This window comes from Klebsiella sp. JN_Kp126 (genome assembly GCF_033843325.1).
Classification (GTDB): domain Bacteria; phylum Pseudomonadota; class Gammaproteobacteria; order Enterobacterales; family Enterobacteriaceae; genus Klebsiella; species Klebsiella michiganensis.
On record NZ_JAWXQV010000048.1, the window covers coordinates 140925 to 165375 of the forward strand.

At 55.6% G+C, this 24451-nt stretch carries 18 protein-coding genes and 1 tRNA gene; 10 read left to right on the forward strand and 9 right to left on the reverse strand.

The annotated features are described in order from the left end of the window. Positions 1–2847, forward strand: coding sequence for a two-component system sensor histidine kinase RcsC (gene rcsC, locus SIK97_RS07875; protein ID WP_057173325.1), 2847 nt, complete (start codon positions 1–3; stop codon positions 2845–2847). 44 nt (positions 2848–2891) lie between these two features. Here rcsC and rcsB read toward each other — a convergent pair whose 3' ends face one another. Both rcsB and rcsD read right to left on the reverse strand, forming a co-directional pair. Further along, positions 2892–3542, reverse strand: a complete 651-nt coding sequence (gene rcsB, locus SIK97_RS07880; RefSeq protein WP_004103995.1) for a response regulator transcription factor RcsB — start codon at positions 3540–3542, stop codon at positions 2892–2894. A 16-nt stretch (positions 3543–3558) separates the two neighbouring features. Beyond that, positions 3559–6219 (reverse strand): phosphotransferase RcsD, encoded by a 2661-nt coding sequence (gene rcsD / locus SIK97_RS07885; protein ID WP_057173326.1) that lies wholly within the window; start codon positions 6217–6219, stop codon positions 3559–3561. A 771-nt stretch (positions 6220–6990) separates the two neighbouring features. Between rcsD and SIK97_RS07890 the strand changes: the two genes are divergently transcribed. From SIK97_RS07890 to mgtE, 6 genes are all read left to right on the forward strand, one after another. Next, complete coding sequence (locus SIK97_RS07890; protein ID WP_057173328.1) at positions 6991–8085, forward strand: porin OmpC; 1095 nt, start codon at positions 6991–6993, stop codon at positions 8083–8085. A gap of 102 nt (positions 8086–8187) precedes the next feature. Continuing rightward, entirely contained in the window at positions 8188–9240 is a 1053-nt protein-coding gene (apbE, locus tag SIK97_RS07895) for an FAD:protein FMN transferase ApbE (RefSeq protein WP_057173329.1), read from the forward strand. Positions 9241–9312: 72 nt separating this feature from the next. Next, positions 9313–10377, forward strand: coding sequence for a bifunctional DNA-binding transcriptional regulator/O6-methylguanine-DNA methyltransferase Ada (gene ada / locus SIK97_RS07900; RefSeq protein WP_057173330.1), 1065 nt, complete (start codon positions 9313–9315; stop codon positions 10375–10377). Continuing rightward, complete coding sequence (gene alkB / locus SIK97_RS07905; RefSeq protein WP_057173331.1) at positions 10377–11027, forward strand: DNA oxidative demethylase AlkB; 651 nt, start codon at positions 10377–10379, stop codon at positions 11025–11027. The genes ada and alkB overlap by 1 nt, the downstream gene beginning before the upstream one ends. 76 nt (positions 11028–11103) lie before the next feature. Next, positions 11104–12747, forward strand: coding sequence for a multidrug ABC transporter permease/ATP-binding protein (locus tag SIK97_RS07910; RefSeq protein ID WP_032750684.1), 1644 nt, complete (start codon positions 11104–11106; stop codon positions 12745–12747). A gap of 168 nt (positions 12748–12915) precedes the next feature. Then, positions 12916–14352 carry a magnesium transporter gene (mgtE, locus tag SIK97_RS07915; RefSeq protein ID WP_014230209.1) on the forward strand — a complete coding sequence of 479 codons (1437 nt, stop codon included), beginning with the start codon at positions 12916–12918 and terminating at the stop codon, positions 14350–14352. Here the strand turns inward: mgtE and SIK97_RS07920 are convergent. Further along, positions 14315–15562 carry a SulP family inorganic anion transporter gene (locus tag SIK97_RS07920; RefSeq protein ID WP_057173332.1) on the reverse strand — a complete coding sequence of 416 codons (1248 nt, stop codon included), beginning with the start codon at positions 15560–15562 and terminating at the stop codon, positions 14315–14317. The two genes, mgtE and SIK97_RS07920, sit on opposite strands and share 38 nt — an antisense overlap. A gap of 279 nt (positions 15563–15841) precedes the next feature. Here SIK97_RS07920 and mqo point away from each other — a divergent pair, with 279 nt between their 5' ends. Beyond that, positions 15842–17476, forward strand: coding sequence for a malate dehydrogenase (quinone) (gene mqo / locus SIK97_RS07925; RefSeq protein WP_025106713.1), 1635 nt, complete (start codon positions 15842–15844; stop codon positions 17474–17476). A gap of 44 nt (positions 17477–17520) precedes the next feature. Here the strand turns inward: mqo and eco are convergent, their stop codons facing one another. The 5 genes from eco to SIK97_RS07950 form a co-directional block, all read right to left on the reverse strand. Continuing rightward, on the reverse strand, positions 17521–18012 hold the full coding sequence (gene eco, locus SIK97_RS07930) for a serine protease inhibitor ecotin (protein ID WP_032750679.1): 492 nt from the start codon (positions 18010–18012) through the stop codon (positions 17521–17523). A 271-nt stretch (positions 18013–18283) separates the two neighbouring features. Further along, positions 18284–19390, reverse strand: a complete 1107-nt coding sequence (locus SIK97_RS07935; protein WP_009653963.1) for an AI-2E family transporter — start codon at positions 19388–19390, stop codon at positions 18284–18286. 178 nt (positions 19391–19568) lie between these two features. Beyond that, positions 19569–19645, reverse strand: a tRNA-Pro gene (locus SIK97_RS07940). A gap of 77 nt (positions 19646–19722) precedes the next feature. After that, positions 19723–21483: an LPS biosynthesis-modulating metalloenzyme YejM gene (gene yejM, locus SIK97_RS07945; RefSeq protein ID WP_014230182.1), complete on the reverse strand. Its 1761-nt coding sequence runs from the start codon at positions 21481–21483 to the stop codon at positions 19723–19725. A gap of 19 nt (positions 21484–21502) precedes the next feature. Beyond that, entirely contained in the window at positions 21503–21730 is a 228-nt protein-coding gene (locus SIK97_RS07950) for a YejL family protein (protein WP_004133900.1), read from the reverse strand. Positions 21731–21908: 178 nt separating this feature from the next. On the opposite strand from SIK97_RS07950, the gene yejK reads away from it, so the two are divergent. Further along, positions 21909–22916, forward strand: a complete 1008-nt coding sequence (gene yejK, locus SIK97_RS07955; protein WP_004122954.1) for a nucleoid-associated protein YejK — start codon at positions 21909–21911, stop codon at positions 22914–22916. Between the two features lie 48 nt (positions 22917–22964). On the opposite strand, the gene SIK97_RS07960 is transcribed toward yejK, so the two are convergent. Further along, positions 22965–23723, reverse strand: a complete 759-nt coding sequence (locus SIK97_RS07960) for a DeoR/GlpR family DNA-binding transcription regulator (protein WP_014230181.1) — start codon at positions 23721–23723, stop codon at positions 22965–22967. An 80-nt stretch (positions 23724–23803) separates the two neighbouring features. On the opposite strand from SIK97_RS07960, the gene SIK97_RS07965 reads away from it, so the two are divergent. Next, positions 23804–24397: an NUDIX domain-containing protein gene (locus tag SIK97_RS07965; RefSeq protein ID WP_032693687.1), complete on the forward strand. Its 594-nt coding sequence runs from the start codon at positions 23804–23806 to the stop codon at positions 24395–24397. The last annotated feature ends 54 nt before the right edge of the window (positions 24398–24451 follow it).

Sequence of the window (24451 nt, forward strand, 5' to 3'; positions counted from 1 at the left end):
TTGAAATATCTAGCTTCTTTCCATAACACGTTAAAGGTTTCACGCTATCTGTTCAGAGCGCTGGCGATACTGCTGTGGGTGCTGGTCGCTTTTGTTTCGGTGTTTTACATCGTCAATGCGTTGCACGACCGCGAATCGGAAATTCGCCAGGAATTTAACCTCAATGCCGATCAGGCGCAGCGCTACATACAGCGTACGGCCGATGTGATCAAAGAGCTGAAATACGTTGCCGGCAACCGGCCGATGGACGGCAGCGAAGGCGGCGATACGCCGGTGCAGCGCGGCGATATTACGATCCCTAATTTTGAACCGCTCTACCCGGATTCCGACTGCGCGCTGATGAGTACGACCTGGCGTAACTCGCTGCAGTCACTGGCGTGGTTTATGCGCTACTGGCGCGACAATTTCTCAACGGCCTACGACCTCAATCGTATTTTTATGATTGGCAGCGACAATCTGTGTATGGCCAACTTCGGCCTGCGCGATATTCCGCTGGAGCGAGACCAGGCGTTAAAAGTGCTGCATCAGCGTATTGAGCAGTATCGCGACGCGCCGCAAAACGAGCGCGGTAACAATCTGTTCTGGATAAGCCAGGGCGTGCGTCCGGGCGTTGGCTATTTCTATGCGCTGACCCCAATCTATGTGGCGAACCGCCTGCAGGCCATGCTCGGCGTAGAGCAAACCATCCGCATGGAAAGCTTCTTTACCCCAGGCAGTCTGCCGATGAACGTGACGATTCTCGACGATAACGGACAGACGCTGATCTCGCTTGCCGGGTCGGACAGCAATATTAAACCGGATGCGAAGTGGATGCAGGAGCGTCTGTGGTTCGGCTATACCGCCGGTTTTCGCGAGCTGGCGATGAAAAAAAGCCTGCCGCCGTCATCGTTGAGCATTGTCTATTCGGTGCCGGTGGATCAGGTGCTGGAACGCATCCGGATGCTGATACTGAACGCCGTGGTGCTCAATCTGCTTACCGGCGGGCTCCTTTTTGCGCTTGCCCGCATGTATGAACGGCGGATTTTTATTCCGGCTGAAAACGACGCCCAGCGCCTCGAAGAGCACGAGCAGTTCAACCGAAAAATCGTTGCCTCCGCGCCGGTGGGGATCTGTATTTTACGTACGATCGACGGCACCAATATCCTGAGTAACGAGCTGGCGCATAACTATCTCAATATGCTAACCCATGAGGATCGGCAGCGGCTGACGCAAATTATCTGCGGCCAGCAGGTGAACTTTGTCGATGTGCTGACCAGCAACAATACCAATCTGCAAATCAGCTTTGTCCACTCGCGCTACCGTAACGAGAACGTGGCGATTTGCGTGCTGGTGGATGTCTCGGCGCGCGTCAAAATGGAGGAGTCGCTGCAGGAGATGGCCCAGGCCGCCGAGCAGGCCAGCCAGTCGAAATCGATGTTCCTTGCCACCGTCAGCCACGAACTGCGAACGCCGCTGTACGGGATTATCGGTAACCTCGATTTATTGCAGACCAAAGAGCTACCGAAGGGCGTCGATCGTCTGGTGACGGCGATGAACAACTCTTCCAGCCTGCTGCTGAAAATTATTAGCGACATCCTCGATTTCTCGAAAATTGAGTCCGAACAGCTCAAAATTGAGCCGCGGGAGTTTTCGCCGCGCGAGGTCATGAACCATATTTCCGCCAACTATCTGCCGCTGGTGGTGCGGAAACATCTCGGGCTGTACTGCTTTATTGAACCTGACGTACCGCAGCTGATGTCCGGCGATCCGATGCGCCTGCAGCAGGTTATTTCAAACCTGCTGAGTAACGCGATTAAGTTTACCGATACCGGCTGCATTATCCTGCACGTAGAGCGGGCGGAGGATTATCTGCGCATCAGCGTGCGCGATACCGGGGAAGGGATCCCGGCGAAAGAGGTCGTACGCCTGTTTGACCCGTTCTTCCAGGTGGGGACCGGCGTGCAGCGTAATTTCCAGGGGACCGGACTCGGTCTGGCGATTTGTGAAAAGCTTATCAGCATGATGGATGGCGATATTGCCGTTGAAACCGAGCCAGGTATGGGCAGCCGCTTCACTATTCGTACCCCGCTTTATGGCGTACAAAATATGCCGTCGCCGAATATTGATGGCCTGGCGGAAAAATGCTGCTGGCTGGCGATTGATAACAGCTCGCTGGCGCTGTTCGTCGAGCAGTTGCTCAAATACCACGGTATTCCGGTCCGTCATTTTGACGGGCAAGCGCCGGACGCGGAGGATATTCTGTTGACCGATAGCGAGACGCATGACGCCTGGGACGGCGGCGCGATGGTGATCTTCTCTCGTCGGCATATCGGTATTCCACAGGAGCGGGCGCCCGGCGAGTGGCTGCATAGCGTGGCCACGCCGCACGAGCTGCTGCCGCTGCTGGCCCGCATCTTCCATATTGCCATGGCCAGTACGGAAAACGGCCCTGCGCTATCCGCGGCGGATGCGCAAACCGCCAGCAATGATGACATGATGATCCTGGTGGTGGACGATCATCCGATTAACCGACGTCTGCTGGCCGATCAGCTGGGATCGCTGGGCTATCAGTGCGTGACGGCAAATGACGGGGTCGATGCGCTGAATGTCCTGAGCAAGCAGCATATTGATATCGTGCTCAGCGACGTCAACATGCCGAATATGGATGGTTATCGCCTGACCCAGCGCATTCGCCAGCTAGGGCTTACGCTGCCGGTTATTGGGGTGACCGCCAACGCGCTGGCGGAGGAGAAGCAGCGCTGCCTGGAGTCCGGTATGGACAGCTGCCTTTCAAAACCGGTCACTCTGGATATTATCAAGCAGACGCTGACGGTCTACGCCGCGCGGGTACGTAAGGGCAGGGAATAAAAGACGTTTCCCGGATAGCGCCGCGCTATCCGGGAAGAGAGACGTTAGTCTTTGTCCGTTGAGCTCAGGGAAACGGAAGAGAGGTAGTTGAGCAGGGCGATATCGTTTTCCACGCCGAGCTTCATCATCGCCGATTTTTTCTGGCTACTGATGGTTTTGATACTGCGGTTGAGCTTTTTGGCTATCTCGGTGACCAGGAAGCCTTCGGCGAACAGACGCAGCACTTCACTCTCTTTGGGCGACAAACGTTTGTCACCGTAACCGCCGGCGCTGATTTTTTCCAGCAGGCGCGAAACGCTTTCCGGGGTGAATTTTTTGCCTTTTTGCAGCGCGGCGAGCGCCTTAGGCAGATCGGTCGGCGCACCCTGTTTCAGGACGATCCCTTCGATGTCCAGATCCAGAACCGCGCTCAGGATCGCCGGGTTGTTGTTCATTGTCAGTACAATGATTGACAGGTCCGGGAAATGACGCTTGATGTATTTAATAAGCGTAATGCCATCGCCGTATTTATCACCGGGCATCGATAAATCGGTAATCAGGACGTGTGCGTCCAGTTTAGGCAGATTGTTGATTAATGCGGTGGAGTCTTCAAACTCGCCAACAACGTTCACCCACTCAATTTGTTCAAGTGACTTACGAATACCGAACAGTACGATCGGATGGTCATCGGCAATAATTACGTTCATATTGTTCATGTATTAGGCTACCTTGCTACAGCAAGCTCTTGACGTAAACGTCAATGTCGCTGATATATTTTTCTATGCCTTGCGCATCTTTTTCACGAATCAGATGCTCAAGCGTTTCACATAACTGCTTGCCGGGTACCAGATTTAGCATAGCAAATGCCCCTTTGAGGCGGTGGGCGGTTTGCGCCAGCGCGGCGAAATCGCCCGTCGCCAGTTCATTATACAGCCTCTTAACATCATCTGGTACCGTGTCAGCAAACAGCGTGTAATAGCCGCTGGCATGCAGTTCGGCGTTACTTTCGTTCCCGGGAGAGGATGGCTGCTCCTCTTCCTCAGCAAGCTGCTGCTCAATCAATTGCAGGATAGCTTCCTGCAGCGCAGCGCTGATATTAAAGTTTACGCGGAGCTGACCAGGACCAATCTTATGAACCCGGGCTTCATCATCGCTTAAAAGCAAGCCCGAAGCAGTAAGATTAGACGGATTATCCGTTAAAAAGAGATCATATTGTTGACTTGTGATTCTGTCATCCGGGGTGATGCAGGTGGCTCCCCAGCTCTCCAGCTGACGGGTCACGATACGGCGGACTTCATTGGCGGTCACATCAAGCATAATCACCACTTCATCCAGCAGATGTTCACCCGAATCACTCTCCTCCGCGCTGGCGGCCATTTTTAGATGCAGGGAGTAGCGGGTACCCAGCGATTCGCGCGCTTTGATATTGAGCTGTCCGCCGAGCTTGCGCGTCAGGCGATCGCAGAGCCAGAAGGTGAGGGCGTTGGCTTTGCCGTAAAGGTCTGCCTGCGTATCGTTGAGGAACGGGAAGTGCATATTGTCGATTTCGTTCGCCGAAACGCCGTTGCCGGTATCCAGAATACGGAAGGTCAGACGATCGTCCGCGGATTCATCTTTACTGACTTCCAGGGTTATTTTGCCAATAGACGTGGTGGTCACCGAGTACTGAATCAGCAGTAAAAGGGTGCGGCGCAGGGCGTCGCGATCGCCGTAGCGCTGCTCATTGGCCGGTAGCGAGTTGTTAATCAGCAGCTGCAGACCTTTACGTTTGATGATGGGCAGGACTTCAGGTACCACTTCATCGATCAATTCCTGAATTGAGAACAGGTCCTGAACGCTCTTCCAGCTATCGCTCTCCAGCAGATTTGCCAGCTCTATTTCATCGACCAGCTGTACCAGTTCATCGGCATGCTGGGCCAGCCTGCGGCTTTCGGCCATGCCGAGCGCCGCGGCTTCTTCCGCCAGCGTTTGCGCCGGCTGTTTCAGCGCCGTGCCGATATGCTGCATAAACGCCGTACGGCCCTGCTGGTTTTTCTCATACAGGCGCTGGGCCTGCTTGAGTTTCTTATTCACCAGCACCTCGCGGTCCTGATCGCGAATAATAAAGATTTGCGTGCGCGGCGACACCTGGCTGCGGAACTGACGGATTTCATACAGTTCATTGTTCACCGTCGCCTGAATCACGCCCTGGTGCTGATCGGCCATGTTGATGATGTTTTGCAGATTCAGATGCGGCAGCAGATGATCGGCAATCGGATTGCTGATCACCGTCCGGTTAGCGTCCTGATCGTGCACCAGCAGCCCCAGCGGCAGCAGAGAAACAATCTCTTCGTGAATGGCGCGCTGGGCGCGTAATTCACTATTGGCGGCCGAGGAAACGGCCGTTCCCACGATGCTTTTACGGCCGCTGTAGTGACGGAAGGTGGTAAATCCGAACAGCGCCAGCGCCAGCAGACCAATGGTCAGCAGCAGCGGCAGTAAAATACTCTGCAAGGACTCCAGAATCAGCTCGCTAAAGGGCACCATCCAGACCAGGCGCATACCGGTGGTATTAATTGTGGTGATAATTTCAATCTGCGGGCCGTTAAAGTTAATGCTGACGATGTCGGCGGTTTCTTTATCCGGATTGGCGCTGACGTTCTGCGACGGATCGGGCTCCAGGCGGAAACTCTCCAGCGACATACTGGGAGGGATGAGATCGTTAATGGGCAGATCGAAGGCCACAACGGTCGCCAGGTGGCCGGGCTGGTTAAAGGTGGTGCGTAAGGTGAAGTAGTAGCCGTTTTGCCAGGCGAGGTGGCGCAGCGACGAAAACGTCTCGCGTTCATCTAACGTGTTGGCCTGTAGCAGCATTTCTGCCCGTCGCGATTCAACGACGCTGCTGATGGTCGACTCTTTGAAGCTGGAGGAGAGATCTTTTAACGGCAGCGTTGAAACCAGAATCAGGCTGTTATCCAGGCCGTTAAGGTAATACATCGACCAGGGAATGGTCTCGGCGCCCCACAGGATATCGAGATAGTTGGAGATTTTTTGCGTCATTTCCAGCGTTGAGCTGTCATGAGAGCCAAAAATCAGCGCTTCAGTTTTGCGCCGGGGTTTCTCAAGGTAGTAAACGTCCTGCTTTAAACGCGTCTCTTGTAACCCTGTTTCTGCGGCTGAACTGGACGAGGTCGCGGCAATGTTGTCATAGATTTGCCAGGTGGCGTAGCGCCAGGTATCAATGCGTTTATGTAAGTCGTAGCTGACATCGACAACCTGGTAGCTTTTATCTTTTAGCCAGGTGTTAACGGCGCTTTGGATCATGACCCCCATCGTCGCCAGCAGGACGATGACCATGAGAATAAAGAAGCGGGTAATGTTACCGGGTATCAGGGAAAATTTTTTCGGGGTCATCGTGTGAGAGTACGACTCATCAGTATGTGTAAACGGACTGTTGCACCAAGTTAACCGGGGGCAGCGCAGATGCTATGAACAGTATAAAGGTTAACGCCCAAAATCCATACATCTGAATACTATACAACGACTTTTTTGCCTTGAGATTTATCCCAAACCCGCGCGGCGAGCAAAGATGTACGGCCCGAGTGATTTTGTACAATTATTTACGGATTGACTAACGAAAATAGCACTAAATAACAAGAAATTATATAAATAGCCTTGAGTTTATTCGCAAGTTGTTTGATTAATAACCGTTATTTTTTCCGCCGGTAGCATGGAATAATTAAAGATGTGTAAAGAAGGGTAAAAAAAACCGGATGCGAGGCATCCGGTTGAAATAGGGGTAAACAGACATTCAGAACTGAATGACGGTAATAAATAAAGTTAATGATGATAGCGAGGGTAATTTTAGTCGCAGACGAGAATTTTGTTTTACCATTCAGTGCTATAGATATGTAACCGTGTAACTCATTGACAGGGATTAAAAATTTTTATTTTTTGATTATTAGTGCTTATTTCGCTACCCATTTAGGGCCGAAAAAAAGTTCCCTCACATTTACAAATTGAAACATCTTGTGGGTATTTTGAAACATCTTAGAAGTTTTAGTATCATATTCTTGTTGGATTATTCCGCGTTTTGCAGCACAATGAAATAGCCGACTGATTAGAAGGGTAATCAGTAAGCAGTGGCAATAATAAAAGGCATATAACAAACAGAGGGTTAATAACATGAAAGTTAAAGTACTGTCCCTCCTGGTACCGGCACTGCTGGTAGCAGGCGCAGCGAATGCGGCTGAAGTCTATAACAAAGATGGCAACAAATTAGACCTGTACGGTAAAATCGACGGTCTGCACTATTTCTCTGACGACAAATCTTCCGATGGCGACCAGACCTACATGCGTCTGGGCATCAAAGGCGAAACTCAGATCAACGACCAGCTGACCGGTTACGGCCAGTGGGAATACAACGTTCAGGCGAACAACGTAGAAGGTTCTGACAAGCAGTCCTGGACTCGTCTGGCATTTGCGGGTCTGAAATTCGGCGACGCGGGTTCTTTCGACTACGGTCGTAACTACGGTGTTGTTTACGACGTAACTTCCTGGACTGACGTTCTGCCGGAATTCGGCGGCGACACCTACGGTTCTGACAACTTCCTGCAGTCTCGCGCTAACGGCGTGGCAACCTACCGTAACTCTGACTTCTTCGGTCTGGTTGACGGCCTGAATCTTGCTCTGCAGTATCAGGGCAAAAACGGCAGCACCAGCGGTGAAGGTTCCACCAACAATGGTCGTGACTGGAATAAACAGAACGGCGACGGTTACGGCACTGCTGTGACTTATGATATCTGGGAAGGTATCAGCGCTGGTTTCGCGTACTCTCACTCTAAACGTACCAGCCAGCAGAACACTGTTCCTGCTCTGGGCCGCGGCGACAACGCTGAAACCTACACCGGTGGTCTGAAATATGACGCCAACAACATCTACCTGGCGACTCAGTACACCCAGACCTACAACGCAACTCGCGCTGGCAACCAGGGTTTTGCTAACAAAGCGCAGAACTTTGAAGTGGTTGCCCAGTACCAGTTCGACTTCGGTCTGCGTCCGTCCGTGGCCTATCTGCAGTCCAAAGGTAAGGATCTGGAAGGCTACGGCGACCAGGATCTGCTGAAATATGTTGATGTAGGCGCGACCTACTACTTCAACAAAAACATGTCCACCTACGTTGACTACAAAATCAACCTGCTGGACGACAACAGCTTCACTCGTAACGCCGGTGTTTCTACCGACGACATCGTTGCTCTGGGCCTGGTTTACCAGTTCTAAGCACGCTGAAGTTTGAAAAAAGGCGCCGATGGCGCCTTTTTTTATGCCCGGTTTAACCTTGCTGGTGTACTCTTTGCGCCTTAGCCAGAGGAAGCCAATTTTATGGATATCACTTTTTTCCGCACCGTCCTGTTCGGCGCCTGCGTATTACTTTCAGGCTGTGATTCAGCCACCACTCCCCAGACGCCAAAATCCGCCGCCACCGTGCTGGAGGGTAAAACCATGGGCACATTTTGGCGGGTTAGCGTCATCAATATTGATGAGGCAAAGGCCGAGGCGCTGCGCCAGAAAGTTCAGGCTCAGCTGGATGCCGACGATCGTCTGCTTTCCACCTGGAAGAACGATTCAGCGCTGATGCGCTTTAACCATTCGCCGGGCACTTCGCCGTGGCCGGTCAGCGAGGCGATGGCGGATATCGTGACGATGTCGCTGCGCATTGGCGCAAAAACCCATGGCGCCATGGATATCACCGTCGGGCCGCTGGTCAATTTATGGGGCTTTGGCCCGGATAAACAGCCGGTCAAAACGCCGGATGCGCAGCAGATTGTCGCGGCAAAAGCGCGCAGCGGATTACAGCATCTGACGGTGATCAACCAGGCCGGCAAGCAGTTTCTGCAAAAAGATATTCCGGATCTGTTTGTCGATCTCTCTACCGTAGGTGAAGGCTACGCCGCCGATCATCTGGCGCGCCTGATGGAGCAGGAGGGGATCTCGCGCTACCTGGTCTCGGTGGGCGGCGCGCTGGCGAGCCGGGGAATGAATGCGGAAGGGCAGCCGTGGCGGGTGGCGATCCAGAAGCCAACCGATCGCGAAAACGCGGTACAGGCGATCGTTGATATCAACGGCCACGGCATCAGCACCTCCGGCAGCTATCGCAACTACTATGAGCTGGACGGTAAACGCATCTCGCACGTTATCGATCCGCAAACCGGGCGGCCTATCGATCATAAACTGGTTTCGGTGACCGTTATCGCCCCGACGGCGCTGGAAGCCGACGGCTGGGACACCGGGCTGATGGTGCTGGGTCCGGAAAAAGCGCGTGACGTGGTACGCGAACAGGGGCTGGCGGTCTATATGATTATCAAAGAGGGGGAAGGGTTTAAAACCTGGATGTCGCCGCAGTTCCGCACTTTCCTCGTTGGCGAGAAAAATTAAAGCGCAAGATTTCGAGTTTTTGATGACGGACTTCGGCCCACACTGAAGATACACTTACAGCAGGAGTCCGTGATGAAAACGATAATGATTGATACCGATGAGCGCCGCTGGCAGGCGGTATGCGAACGCGATGCCAGCGCCGATGGTCAGTTTGTCTTTGCCGTGCTGACCACCGGCGTCTGCTGCCGCCCCTCCTGCCGCTCGCGCCGCGCGCTGCGGGAAAATGTTCGCTTTTATCCTGATGTGGCAAGCGCGCAGGCGGCAGGCTTTCGTCCGTGCAAACGTTGCCAGCCGGAAAAAACCGATCCGCAGCAGCAGAAGGTAGAGAAAGTGGCTGCCGCGTGCCGTCTGCTGGAGCAGGAGACGCCGATAACCCTGGAAGCGCTGGCACGCCAGCTTGCGGTCAGCCCCTTTCATTTTCACCGCCTCTTTAAATCCATCACCGGAATGACCCCTAAAGCCTGGCAACAGGCGTGGCGCGCTCGCCGTTTACGCGAAGCGCTGGGACAGGGGGCGAAAATTACCGATGCAGCGCTCTCTGCCGGTTTTCCGGATAGTAGCAGCTACTACCAGCAGGCTGACGCCGCGCTGGGAATGACCGGCCGCCAGTTTCGCCGCGGCGGGGGGGATATCGATATTACCTGGGTATGCGGCGACGGTCCGCTGGGGCGCTGTCTGGTGGCTGAGAGTGAGCGGGGCGTGTGCGCCGTGCTGCCCGGAGAGGACGACGCCTTGCTCTATGCGGAATTAGCCAGCCTGTTCCCCAATGCGCGGCTGCATCCGGGCGACGAGATTTTTCGTCAGCGGGTGGCGCAGGTATTTTCCCATCTTGATGACCACCGGCAGCCGTTTTCCCTGCCGTTGGATCTGCGCGGCACGGCGTTTCAGCTTCAGGTCTGGCAGGCGCTGCGTCAGATCCCGGCGGGGGAGACCCGCAGCTATCGCCAGGTGGCGCAAATTATTGGTCGCCCCCGCGCGGTGAGGGCGGTGGCAAGCGCCTGCGCTGCGAATAAACTGGCGCTGGTTATTCCCTGTCATCGGGTCGTTCGCGAGGATGGGGCGCTATCCGGCTATCGTTGGGGGACGGCGCGCAAGGCGCTGCTGCTGGCGCGAGAAGCGTCATCCGAGGAGAAATAATGCTCGATCTTTTTGCCGATACGCCGCCCTGGCAGGAGCCGCTGGCTCCGGGGGCGATAATTTTGCGCCGCTACGCCCGAGAGCGCGCGCCGGCGCTTTTGCAGGCAATCAGCGAGATTGCCTGCAGTTCGCCTTTTCGCCAGATGGTCACCCCCGGCGGCTATACGATGTCGGTGGCGATGACCAACTGCGGCGAGCTGGGCTGGACCACCAACCAGCACGGCTATCTTTATGCTGCCGACGATCCGCTGACGGGCAAGCGCTGGCCGCAGATGCCGCCGCTTTTCCGCGAACTGGCCGCAGAAGCGGCGGCGGCGAGCGGCTATGCGCGCTTTACCCCGGATTCGTGTCTTATCAACCGCTATCAGCCGGGAACGAAGCTGTCGCTGCATCAGGATAAAGACGAGCAAAACCTGCGAGCGCCGATTGTTTCCGTCTCTCTGGGGCTTCCGGCGATATTTCAGTTTGGCGGCCTGCGGCGTAACGATCCGCTGCAGCGGGTGCTGCTGGAGCACGGCGACGTGGTGGTCTGGGGCGGCGAATCGCGGCTGTTTTACCACGGTATTCAACCGCTGAAAGAGGGCATCCATCCGGCTACCGGCGGCTGTCGTTACAATCTCACTTTCCGCCTGGCGGGTAATAAAGAATAAAAATAAGAATTATTCTTGCTGTCATCGTCGAGCAGTTTAAACTGCTGGCTGTTTTTGCTTGCCCGGATTACGCGTTATGGAACTTCTTCTTCTTGTCTGGCGCCAGTATCGCTGGCCGTTTATCTCCGTCATTGCCCTGAGCCTGCTGAGCGCGGCGCTGGGTATTGGGCTTATCGCCTTCATTAACCTGCGCCTGATAACCCTTGTCGATACCTCCCTGACGGTCCTGCCGGAGTTTCTCGGGCTGCTATTACTGTTGATGGCGGTCACCCTCGGCTCGCAGCTGGCGCTGACCACGCTCGGCCACCATTTCGTTTACCGCCTGCGCGGCGAATTTATTAAGCGCATTCTGGATACGCAAATCGAGAAGATCGAGAAAATCGGCAGCGCGTCGCTGCTGGCCGGGCTAACCAGCGATATCCGCAATATCACCATTGCCTTCGTACGCCTGCCGGAGCTGGTGCAGGGGATTATTCTGACCTTTGGCTCCGCCGCTTATCTGGCCTGGCTGTCAGGAAAAATGATGCTGGTTACCGCCCTGTGGCTGGCGTTGACCATCTGGGGCGGATTTATGCTGGTATCGCGGGTTTATAAGCATATGGCGTCGCTGCGCGAAAGCGAAGATAAGCTGTATCACGACTACCAGACGGTGCTCGAAGGTCGCAAAGAGCTCACTCTCAACCGCGAGCGCGCCGAATATGTGTTTAATCAGCTCTATCTGCCGGATGCGCGAGAATACCGGCACCATATTGTTCGCGCCGATACCTTTCATCTGAGCGCGGTCAACTGGTCGAATATTATGATGCTGGGCGCGATTGGCCTGGTCTTCTGGATGGCCAACAGCCTGGGCTGGGCCGATACGGCGGTGGCGGCGACCTACTCGTTGACCCTATTATTCCTGCGCACGCCGCTGCTCTCGGCGGTAGGCGCGCTGCCCACTCTGCTCAGCGCGCAGGTGGCATTCAACAAGCTGAATAAGTTTTCGCTCGCACCGTACCGCGCTGAGTTCCCGCAGCCGCAGGCGCATCCCCACTGGCAGACGCTCGAGCTGCGCGACATCACCTTCCATTATCCTGACAACAGCTTTGCGGTCGGGCCGATCAACATGACCCTCAAGCGCGGCGAACTGGTCTTTCTGATCGGCGGTAACGGTAGCGGGAAATCGACGCTGGCTATGCTGTTGACCGGTTTGTATCAGCCCCTTTCCGGGCAGATCCTGGTCGACGGGCAGGCGATGGCGGCGGATAAGCCGGAAGATTATCGCAAGCTGTTCTCGGCGGTGTTTACCGACGTCTGGCTGTTTGACAGACTGCTGGGGCCGGAAGGGAAGGCGGCTGACCCGGCGCTGGTGGAGAAGTGGCTGGGTTATCTGCAGATGAACCATAAGCTACGGCTCGACGATGGCAAAATCCTCGACCTGAAGCTGTCAAAAGGGCAGAAAAAGCGCGTGGCGCTGCTGCTGGCGTTAGCGGAAGATAGAGATATCATCATGCTGGATGAATGGGCGGCGGATCAGGACCCCCATTTCCGCCGTGAGTTCTATCAGGTGCTGCTGCCGCTGATGAAGGAGATGGGTAAAACTCTCTTTGCTATAAGCCATGACGATCACTACTTTCAGCACGCCGACAGGCTGCTGGAAATGCGCGGCGGCCAGCTGTCTGAGCTGACCGGAAATGAGCGCGAGCTGGCGACCCGCGACGCGGTTGCCCGTACCGCCTGATCGCTTTACGCCGTCCCGGAGGCGTCAGCCGACCTCCGGGCTTCCCGCAGGCTGCTGTTTTTTCCGTCGACTGAATTCATAGCGGTTATTATTTCCGCCTCCTCGCGCTATGCTTAAGGCTTCCGGCCTGCTGGTCTGACAGATATTTTTACAAGGATTGCCTGACCGATGTCCGTTTTGCATAAAAAAAGCGCCAGATTGCGTGACGAAGAGCGCGCCCGCCTCATTTGGCTCCTGAGCACCGATAAAGCCGTCACATCCTCGCTGCTGGGTAAATTAACCCTCGCTGAACGTTACGATGACAGCACGCTTGCCGATGATCTGGCGGAAGTGGAGATGCTGGTTTCCCACCTGCCGCCTCCGGACCTTGCCGATGCGCTCGAAGCGCTGCCTTACGATGCGCGCAACGCGCTCTGGCGGCTGGTCGCTGACGATAAGCGCGGTGAAGTGCTGCTGGAGGCATCGGAAAGCGTCTGGGGCGACCTCATCGAGGAGATGAGCGATCACGACCTGCTGTTCGCGCTGCAAAATCTCGATATTGATGAACAGGTCTACCTGCTGCAGCACCTGCCGCGCGATCTGACCGGACGTTTGCTGGCCACGCTGCCCGCGGATAAACGCGCGCGTATTCGCCAGATGATGCGCTACGCCGACAATACCGTCGGCGCGATCATGGAGTTCGAGGTCATTACCGTTCGTCCGGAAGCCACTCTCGCGGCGGTACAGCGCTATCTGCGGCGACTAGGGAAAATGCCGGAGAACACCGACAAACTGTTTGTGACCACCCGCAATAAGCTGCTGCTCGGCGAACTCGAGCTGCAAACCATTCTGCTCAACGATGCGCAGAAGCGGGTGGGGGAAGTGATGGAAGGCGATCCGGTGACCTTCCAGCCGCACGAGGACGCGGAAAAAGTCGCGCGTACCTTTGAACGTGATGACTTACTCAGCGCGGCGGTGATTGATGCCGACGGCAAGCTGATGGGGCGTTTAACCATCGATGAGATCGTTGACGTGGTCTATGAGGAGACGGATAACGATCTACGCCGGATGGGCGGCCTGAGCAACGATGACGATGTGTTTGCCCCGGTGAGCAAAGCGGTGAAGACCCGCTGGGCCTGGCTGGCGGTCAATCTGTGCACCGCCTTTATCGCCTCCCGCGTTATCGATGGTTTCGAGCACACCATTTCGCAACTGGTGGCGCTGGCCTCGCTGATGCCGATTGTCGCCGGAATCGGCGGTAACACCGGCAACCAGACGATCACCATGATCGTGCGGGCGATGGCGTTACAGCATATTCAGCCGGGAAGCTTTTCGTTCCTGATCCTGCGTGAGATGGGCGTCGCGCTGATCAATGGGATCGTCTGGGGCGGGATTATGGGGGCGATCACCTGGTGGCTGTACGACGATCCGCAGCTGGGCGGCGTAATGACGCTGGCGATGATGCTCAACCTGCTGATGGCGGCGATGATGGGGGTGATTATCCCGATGGTGATGGTCAAGCTGGGACGCGACCCGGCGGTCGGCTCCAGCGTGATGATTACCGCTATTACCGACACCGGGGGATTCTTTATTTTTCTTGGGCTGGCGACGCTTTTTCTGATGTAGCCTGCGCTTGAGTGCGCAGACGGCGAGGGAGCAGGGCCATTGAGAGCAGGCCTGCCAGAACGCCGATTGCCAGATTGCTGGTGCCGACGGTCGCGCCGACGGTCACCAGCATCACCAGCGTTTCCGGCCACGGATTGCGCGCCAGCTCCGCCGGACGAATGCTGTGCCAGCTAAAGGTTTTTACCGCCACTATCACCATCACGCCGGCGAGCACGGCCATCGGGATTCTCGCCATCACTTCGCTTAACGCGGTTACCAGCAATAGCAGTACCAGGCCTGCGGCAACGGTCGAGACGCGGCTGCGCGCTTTGCCCATTTCAACGTTAACGATGGTCTGACCGATCATCGCACACCCGGCGATGCCGCCGTAAAACCCGGCGAGAATGTTGGCGACGCCCAGACCGGCGCTCTCGCGCGCCTTACTGGAAGGGGTATGGGTCAAATCATCGACCAGCTTCGCCGTCAGAAGCGACTCCATCAGGCCGACAAAAGCGATGCTCAGCGCGCAGGGCCAGATGATGCGCAGCGTGGTTAAGTCGAGGGGCACCATCAGGCTGGTTAACCCCTGCAGTCCGCCGCTCATGGAGCCTTCGTCGCCGACGGTCGGCAGCAGCTGGCCGCTGAAAACGGTAAACAGCGTCAGCAGAACGATAGCAATCAGCGGAGAAGGGATCGCTTTAATAAAGCGCGGCGCCCACAGGACAATCAGCAGCGTCAACACGAACAGGCCGATAATCAGCGGCTGCTTGCTCCAGAAATGGGGTACCTGAGCAAAAAAGATGAGAATACCCAGCGCGTTAACAAAACCGGTCATCACCGGCTGTGGGATAAAGCGCATCAGGCGCGCCATGCCGCATAGGCCAAACAAAATTTGAATAACGCCTGCCAGCACGACCGCCGGCAGAATGTAGCCGACGCCGTATTGGTGCACCATGGGCCCGATAACCAGCGCCACCGAGCCGGCAGCCGCGGTGACCATCGCCGGCCGGCCGCCGAGGACCGACATCGCCAGGCACAATACCACGGAGGCAATCAGGCTAACTTTCGGGTCAACTCCAGCGATGACGGAGAAGGAGATGACTTCGGGGATCAGGGCCAGCGCGGTGAGCACGCCTGCCAGCGTTTCACGCGTCAGCAGCGCGGGCGAGCGCAGTATCTGGCCTAATGCGCCAGCGTGACCAGAGGTAGCGGAATCGGAAACTGGGGGCATAAAAAAAGTTCGCAGAATTTAAAAAATTTTGGCCGGGATCGGTCGCTGCTTACGTGCGGTCGGTCACAAAACCGAGGATAATAGCGCGGATGCATCGCTGACACCAGTACAAAATGTGATTTGTGATACACATTTATTAAACATTTTTATAACAGATCTCAAAACTCAACTTAAAATTTAAACAATATTTAAATTTTTTTTCTTCAGTGTTACCTTTGAAGCCGAGAATCGTTTCACCTGCGCTAAATAAAAAAGCGAGTAAAGTAAGGCTCAAATCCGATGAAGAAAAAGATGGCCGTACCCAGCTCACAGGCGGTTGGTTCCAATAACACTCGGACCAACACCCGCCATGAGCAAGAGACGGATGTATTGTTGATTGGCGGCGGCATCATGAGCGCCACGTTGGGAACCTGGCTGCAGGAACTGGAGCCGGACTGGTCTATTACCATGGTCGAGCAGATGTCCAGCGTCGCGGAAGAGAGCTCGAACGGATGGAACAACGCGGGCACCGGCCACGCGGCGCTGATGGAATTGAACTATACGCCGCAAACCGCTAACGGTATCAATATCGATAAAGCGGTTGATATCAACGAATCTTTCCAGATTTCTCGTCAGTTTTGGGCCCACCAGGTGACCCGGGGCATACTGAAAAAGCCTAAATCCTTTATTAACAGCGTGCCGCACATGAGCTTCGTGTGGGGCGAAGACAACGTTAACTTCCTGCGCGCCCGCTATGCGGCGTTACAACAAAGCGAGCTGTTCCGCGGTATCCGCTACTCTGAAGATCATCAACAAATTAAAGAGTGGGCTCCGCTGGTGATGGAAGGGCGCGATCCGCAGCAGAAGGTGGCCGCGACCCGCTCGGAAGTCGGCACCGACGTGAACTACGGTGAAATTACCCGTCAGCTGATCGCCGGACTGCAAACCCATGATAATTTCTCGCTTCAGCTGGGTACCGTGGTCCGTCGCTTTAAGCGCAACGCCGACAAAAGCTGGAGCGTAACGCTGGCGGATGCGAACAATCGCCACCAGAAACGGGTTATCAGGGCTAAATTTATCTTTATTGGCGCCGGCGGCGCCGCGCTGACCCTGCTGCAGGAAACCGGTATTCCGCAGGCGAAGGAGTACGCGGGCTTTCCGGTCGGCGGTCAGTTCCTGGTCTGCGAGAACCCGGAAGTGGTGACTCACCATCTGGCTAAAGTCTACGGCCAGGCGGAAGTGGGCGCGCCGCCGATGTCGGTTCCGCACATCGACACCCGTATTATCGACGGCAAACGCGTGGTGCTGTTTGGGCCGTTCGCGACCTTCTCAACCCGCTTCCTGAAAAACGGTTCGCTTTGGGATCTGCTGGCCTCCACCAACACGTCGAATATCATGCCGATGCTCAACGTCGGGCTGGATAACTTCGATCTGGTAAAATACCTGATTAGCCAGGTGCTGCAAAAGGACAAAGATCGTCACGCGGCGCTGTGCGAGTACTATCCGGAAGCGCGCAAAGAAGACTGGCGCTTATGGCAGGCCGGCCAGCGCGTGCAGATTATCAAGCGCGACGCGAAGAAGGGCGGCGTTCTGCGCCTGGGAACCGAAGTTGTCAGCGATGATGAAGGCACGGTAGCCGCGCTGTTGGGCGCCTCGCCGGGTGCTTCCACCGCGGCACCAATCATGCTGCAGCTGATGGAGAAAGTGTTCAAAGAGAAGATCAACTCAGCGGAGTGGCAGGCGAAACTGAAAGCGATTATCCCGAGCTACGGTACGCGTCTGGATGGCAACGCAGCGGAAATTGAAAAGGCGCTGGCGTGGACCAGCGAAGTGCTGGAACTGCGCTATGAGCCGCTTACCGAGGCTGATAACGTTCCGCAGGCGACGCTAAAGCCGCTGCCGGAAGGGAAACCTATCGCTGACATCGCGCTGTAAGCGCTTCTCCGGCGGCGCAGGCCGCCGGATTCACTCTTCAGGCATTAACGCTGAACGGCTACGCCGATGGTTTCGTCCGCTCTCCAGATACGATATTTCACGTCGATATTCGCCGGGGTATAAACCACGATCGGCAGCTTGCTGTTATAGCGCAGCATGCCCGCATCGCCCAGGCCAGCCATCACAAACTGCTTCTCTTTTTTACCATCCGGGCAGGCCATCATGGTTGAGACGGGTGACGTCACTTTATCAAATACGTAGTAGTCGTAGCCCCAGCCTTCCAGGGTTTTGCTTTCCAGCTGGCCGCCAAGGCGGTGGCGGTTGCAGTCGACTTCCAGCGTCTGGCCAATCATCAGCTCGACTTTCAATGCGGATTCATCCTGCTGCTGCGGCAGCTGAATCACCTGACGCTTCATCCCTTGTTCCGCCTTTGGAAACGGGGCGATCTTCTCCAGCGGCTGCTCAGCTGCAGCGGCGCTGGTGGACATGCAGGCAACGGCCAGCAGGGAGGCAGCAAACGTAGTGATTTTTTTCACGTGGGTAATCCTTTGTTATCAATCATAAGCAGCATAATGTTAGCATTTGTTACGTTGGTGGGCAGTGGCGTTTACCAAAATTTTCACAGATACCAGTTATAAATTCTGCTTATTGGTGCGGGGGTAGGGGATTTCATCGCGGTTGAGCAAGGGGTATCCCCCTGACCTCGCTGCCCCCGCGATGTTTTACTAATTACAGAGCCGCTAAGGTGCCGGTCATTACCTGACAGGAATGCCGCTCTATGCCTGTAAAGTTGTGCAATACCGGCCGCTACTCCTCGTGATTTTTACCCTCTTCTAAGAAATCCTCATCAAGTTCATCGATGTTTCCGGCGTGATCGCGTCCGGACAGCAGGTTCCAGCAGGCGATAAACAGGGCGGCGATCAGCGGGCCGATAACAAAGCCGTTGATGCCGTAGATTTCCATTCCGCCGATCGTGGTGATCAGGATCAGGTAGTCCGGCATTTTGGTATCTTTACCCACCAGTAAAGGTCGCAGAATGTTATCAACCAGGCCTACGATGATCACAAAGAAACCGACGATAAACGCGCCCTGCCAGAGCTGACCGGTCGCGAAGAGATAGATCGCCGCAGGCACCCAGATAATCGCCGAACCCACCGCCGGGATCAGCGACAGAAACGCCATCAGCGCGCCCCACAGGATGCTGCCATCAATGCCCACGATCCAGAACGCCAGCCCACCAAGCGCGCCCTGGGCGAGCGCGACCGCCACGGTGCCTTTGACCGTCGCCCTGGCGACGGCGGCAAATTTGGCGAAAAGATGCTGCTTCACGTGATTTGATAGCGGCAGGGATTCCAGAATCAGCCTGACCAGGTACGGACCATCTTTTAGCAGGAAAAACAGCAGATAAAGCATGATGCCGAAGCTGATGGTAAAACCGAACGTGCCTTTACCAATCAGGAATGCGCTACCGGCCAGGTACTGGCCTCCTTTAAGCGCAACGTCCGAAAGCTGCCGCTGAATCTGTTCCGCGCTATCAAGATTATGCTCTGAGAGAAAGCTCCTTGCCCATTCCGGCAGGTGAGCAAACAGGCTGGCTACCACGGTCGGGAACTGGGTATCGTTATGCTGCAGTTTGGTGTAAACCACGTTGAGCTCGAAGGCCAGCGACGAGAGGATGATCGCCAGCGGGGTAAACACGATCAGACAGATAATCACTATCGTCAGAAACGCCGCCAGGCCGTTACGCTCGCCGAGCCGATCGCGCAGTTTGTTCTTCACCGGGTGGAAGATCACCGCCAGAATGGCCGCCCATAAAATGGCTGAATAATAGGGGGAGAGAACGTCGAAAAAAGCAAGGGTGACGATCAGCACGATCAGGATGAAAAATCCTTTCGTAAGTCCATTAACTCTCATGTAAATCCTTCAGAAAAATGACGTGTACAGTCAAATAATAGAAGTTTTTCCGGGATTTACAATTAGAGTCGCGGTGGTGTTTCGCTTAGAACAGGGTGGAAATATGACATTAAAAAACCCGCAAACTCTGTGAGAGTGCGGGTTCTTAAGGGGTTACCGATTTAATCGGTGAATAATTTGGTCGGCACGAGAGGATTTGAACCTCCGACCCCCGACACCCCATGACGGTGCGCTACCAGGCTGCGCTACGTGCCGATTCGTGGGGAACAATATTACCCGTTCCCCAAGCGAATGCAAGCCGGGAAATGACTGATTGATTTATAAATAATCAATCAGTTAGCGATAAAGCGTTTTTCATCGGTCAGCACCTGCAGCAGCAAGCTGAGCTGCGGTTTTTGATCGTTAATTTTCTCGCCGTCGCTGTTCCACGTTCTGTAAGTGCCGTTGTGATTAAGCACAACCGTGAATTTCGGCGTGGTAATGGCCAGCGTATCGCTATTGGCCGCGGTGACCCAGGCACGACGGCGGGCGGCGCTAAACAGATCCTCACCTTGCGAATACTCGTTGGCCGGGGTAGAGACGTGGAGCAAACGCTGCATCAGCGTCGTCATCACGTCTTTATTATCGGTCAGCGTCGCGATCTCCTGAGCCGGCGTGCCCGGCCAATGGATCACTAAGGGAACCTGCAGCTGCTCGCGCGACCAGCCAAACTGCTCATGCTGCGGGTTCAGCGGCATTCCACGGCCCGCGGTCACGATAACCACCGTGTTGTCCAGCTTGCCCGCTTCCCGCAGCGCGTTCAGCACGCGGCCAATTTGCGTATCGACCGCGCCCGCGGCGTTACCGTAGCGGCGGACGAAGTTTTGCTGCTGCCCGTCGTCAAAGGTAGTGCCGTTGAGAGAAACCCACGAGAACCAGCGGTTTTCATCCTGGGCGTAGCGGTCCAGCCAGTTAATCCACTGGTTTGCCGTCTGCTCGTCGCTTTGCGCTTTCGCGACGGGCAGTGAGAAATCTGACAGCAGCGCCTGACGGTAGAGCGGGCTGCTAAAGCCATCTGATGAGAACAGGCCCAGCTGATAACCCTGCTGATTCAGCGACGTAATCAGGGCCGCGGGGATACGCGCAGACAGAACGCCGTCCATATAGCTCGGGGAAATACCGTAGAACAGGCCAAACATGCCGCTGTCAGCGGTGTTGCCGGAGCTCATGTGCTGGGTAAAGTTCACGTTGTCTTTCGCGAACCCGGCCAGCGCAGGCATGTTTTTCTCAAAGCGCGAATAATTAAGGTTATCAACGGTAATCAGCAGCACGTTATAACCGGTACCGAGATCGCGATAACGCAGATCGCTCAGCGGATATTGCACCGAGACGGCTTCTGGCGCGCCTTGTTCCACCAGACGGCGCTGGTAGTCCTGCGCGTCGAGCAGGCCATGTTTTTCCAGGAAACGGCGCGCCGTCATCGGATAGGAGAGCGGCAGGTTGGCCCGCTGCATGGTGATCGGACGATAGAAGTTGGCATCCGCCCAGATATAGACCAGATGGCTACTGATAAAGGAGATAAAGAAGAACCAGGCAACGGGTCGGGCGTAGTGGCGGCGACGCGTCAGGCTGCGCAGCTTCTGCCAGCTCCAGGTCGCGAAGAGCATTTCCAGCAGGAAAATGATCGGTACGCTGATAAACATCAGCTGCCAGTCGCGCGCCATCTCGTTCTGGTCGGGGTTGATAACCAGTTCCCAGACAAAGGGATTAAGATGCAGGTGGAAACGGGTGAAAACTTCGCTGTCGATTAGCAGCAGCGTCATGCCCACGGTCGCCAGAATAACCGAGATAAAGCGCATTAAGCGCTGAGAGACGACGATAAAAGTCAGCGGGAAAAGAATCAGCACGTAGCTGGTAAAGACCAGGAAGCTGAAGTGACCAACGAGGCTGACGTACGAAAAGAGGCGTCCGGCAAGCGTCGTTGGCCAGTCGGCGACAAACAGATAGCGACTGCCGAGCACCATAGCCAACAACATGTTGAAAAGGGCGAACCAGTGCCCCCAGCTGACCATCTGGGAGACTTTTTCTCGGTAGGGCTGACGAAGAGTCACCATATACTGTTGTTCGTTATCCTTAGTGCGCTGGATCGTCGTTGATAGATGACTGCAGCGCCTGGGCAAAAGAACGGGCGATGGCCTGACGCTGCGCCGGCGCGACGCTACTGTTGATCAGGTTAGTCACCATATTGCCCAGAACCATCAGTGAAAGGTCAACGGGCGCTTTATGTGTTTCCAGAACGCTCGTCAGTTCGCTGAGCAGCTGTTCGACGTGTTCATCGCTATAGCGGGATAATTGCGGCATAAACTCAAAATCTGTTTGTTCGTGAAAGGGCAACATATTACCGTAGCAGCAGCTTTTTTTCCGCATTTTTTCGCCACGACGCAAAAGCGCGCGGCTTCGCTCGCAAAGAGTCACGCGGCGGTTGCGTCGTTGCCCCCGCGGTGGTTGAATACCGCCCGGTCTAAAAGGAGAGTTTAACATGAGTCTGGATATCGACCAGATTGCCCTGCATCAGTTAATCAAACGTGATGAACAAAATCTGGAGCTGGTGCTGCGCGAATCGTTGCTGGAGCCGACGGCGACGGTTGTCGAGATGATGGCCGAACTGCATCGTGTCTACAGCGCAAAAAATAAAGCCTACGGCCTGTTTAATGAAGAGAGCGAGCTGGCGCAGGCGCTGCGCGGGCAGCGTAAGGGCGAAGAAGCGTTCCTGCCGTTTAGCCGCGCCGCTACCGGGCGCCTGCGCGACGAACTGGCAAAATATCCCTTTGCAGAAGGCGGTATTGTGCTGTTTTGCCAGTATCGTTATCTGGCGGTGGAATATCTGATGGTGGCGGTGCTGAACAACCTAAGCAGCATGCGCGTCAACGAAGAGCTGGATATCAGCTCCACCCATTATCTGGACATCAATCACGCGGATATCGTCGCGCGTATTGATTTAACCGAGTGGGAAACCAACCCGGAGTCAACGCGCTATCTGACCTTCCTGAAGGGGCGGGTAGGGCGCAAGGTGGCGGATTTCTTTATGGATTTCCTCGGCGCCAGCGAAGGGCTGAACGCCAAAGCGCAGAACCGCGGCCTGCTGCAGGCGCTTGATGATTTCGCCGCCGATGCGCAGCTGGATAAATCTGAACGTCAAAACGTGCGCCAGCAGGTATACAGCTACTGCAACGAGCAGCTGCAGGCCGGTGAGGAAATCGAGCTGGAGTCGCTGTCGAAAGAGCTGGCGGGCGTCAGCGAGAAAACCTTTCAGGAATTTACCGCCGAACAAGGCTACGAGCTGGAAGAGAGCTTCCCGGCGGATCGCAGCACGCTGCGTCAGTTAACCAAGTTTGCCGGCAGCGGCGGCGGGTTAACCATTAATTTTGACGCTATGCTGCTGGGCGAGCGGGTGTTCTGGGATCCGGCTACGGATACCTTAACCATTAAAGGCACGCCGCCGAACCTGCGCGACCAGCTACAGCGCCGTACTTCTGGCGGAAATTAATGCGCAAAATCCCGACGTCGAGTCGGGATTTTTTTGCCTGAACCCGTATTACAGGGCGTAGAGGATTTCTACACCCGCCAGGGTTAGCTGCTGTCGCAGCGCCTCGTCCAGGGTCGTATCCACGATCAGCGTACTGGCTGCCCCCAGCTCGCCGATGGCAAAGGCCGACGCGGAGTTAAGCTTTTCTTGTGACGCCATCACCACCGTTTCGGCAGCCCGCGCCGCCAGCGCGCGTTTAATGCCCGCTTCTTCATAGTCACCGGTGGTGAATCCCGCCCGGGGGTGAACGCCGGTGACGCCCATAAAAAACAGATCGGCGTTGATACGGGAAATACTCTCGAGGGCCGCAGACCCGACGCTGACGACGGAATGTTTAAACAACCGGCCGCCGATCAAAATCACCTCGATGAGCGGTTTTTCCACCAGCGCGACGGCAATCCCCGGGCTATGGGTGACCACGGTACACGCGAGGTTATCCGGCAGCAGGCGCACCATCTCCCCGGTGGTGGTGCCGCCGTCGACAACCACTACCTGACCGGGCTGAATGAGCTCAACCGCGCGCTGGGCAATGCTCTGCTTTGAGGCGATTTGCACGTTCTTTCTTGTTTCAATAGGCGCGATGGCTTCGGAAACCGGCAGCGCGCCGCCGTGGACGCGCTGCAGCTTGCCTTCTGCGGCCAGCTCCCGCAGATCCCGGCGAATGGAGTCCTCTGATACGCTAAAGCGCTGGCTGAGATCCCCGGACATCACCTGTTTTTCCTCGGCGAGGATCTGCAAAATCTGCTGTTTTCTCTGGCTGGCGAGCATCAAAATACCTTCATGAGTGATCTTGTTTGTGCACGATTATGCATGTTATGTTGCTAACTGTCACCTAAAAGGGGAAAAACATGCACGCTGACGCACCGCGCGTTCGCCATATCCGCGAAACGCTGTTATCGGATAACTGGTACACGCTCAAGAAATATACTTTTGAACTATTGCGCCGGGACGGACGCTGGCAGGAGCAGAGCCGGGAAGCTTACGACCGCGGCAACGGCGCGGTGATCCTGCTCTACAATCGTGAAAAGCAAACGGTAGTGCTGGTTCGCCAGTTTCGCTTTCCGGCGTGGATTAACGGTCATGATGGATTTTTGATCGAAGCCGCCGCCGGACTGCTGGATAACGCTTCCCCGGAAGCGCGCATCGTTGCCGAAGCCGAAGAGGAGACCGGTTTTCGCGTCACGCGCATTGAGCCGGTATTCACCGCTTACATGAGCCCCGGTTCGGTGACGGAGAAGCTTTACTTTTTCATTGCCGAATACTCTGCCGACGATCGGCGCGGCGACGGTGGCGGACTGGCGACGGAAGGGGAAGATATCGAAGTGCTGGAGTGGCCGCTGGAAAAAGCGCTGCAGGCTATTCGCGAAGGGGAAATCGTCGATGCGAAAACGATTATGCTGGTGCAGCATCTTGCGCTGAACAGGTCAACGCTACTCGACTGATAAACAAAACGCCCCGAACCTTGCGGAGCGGGGCGCTTGCCATACAACTTTCAG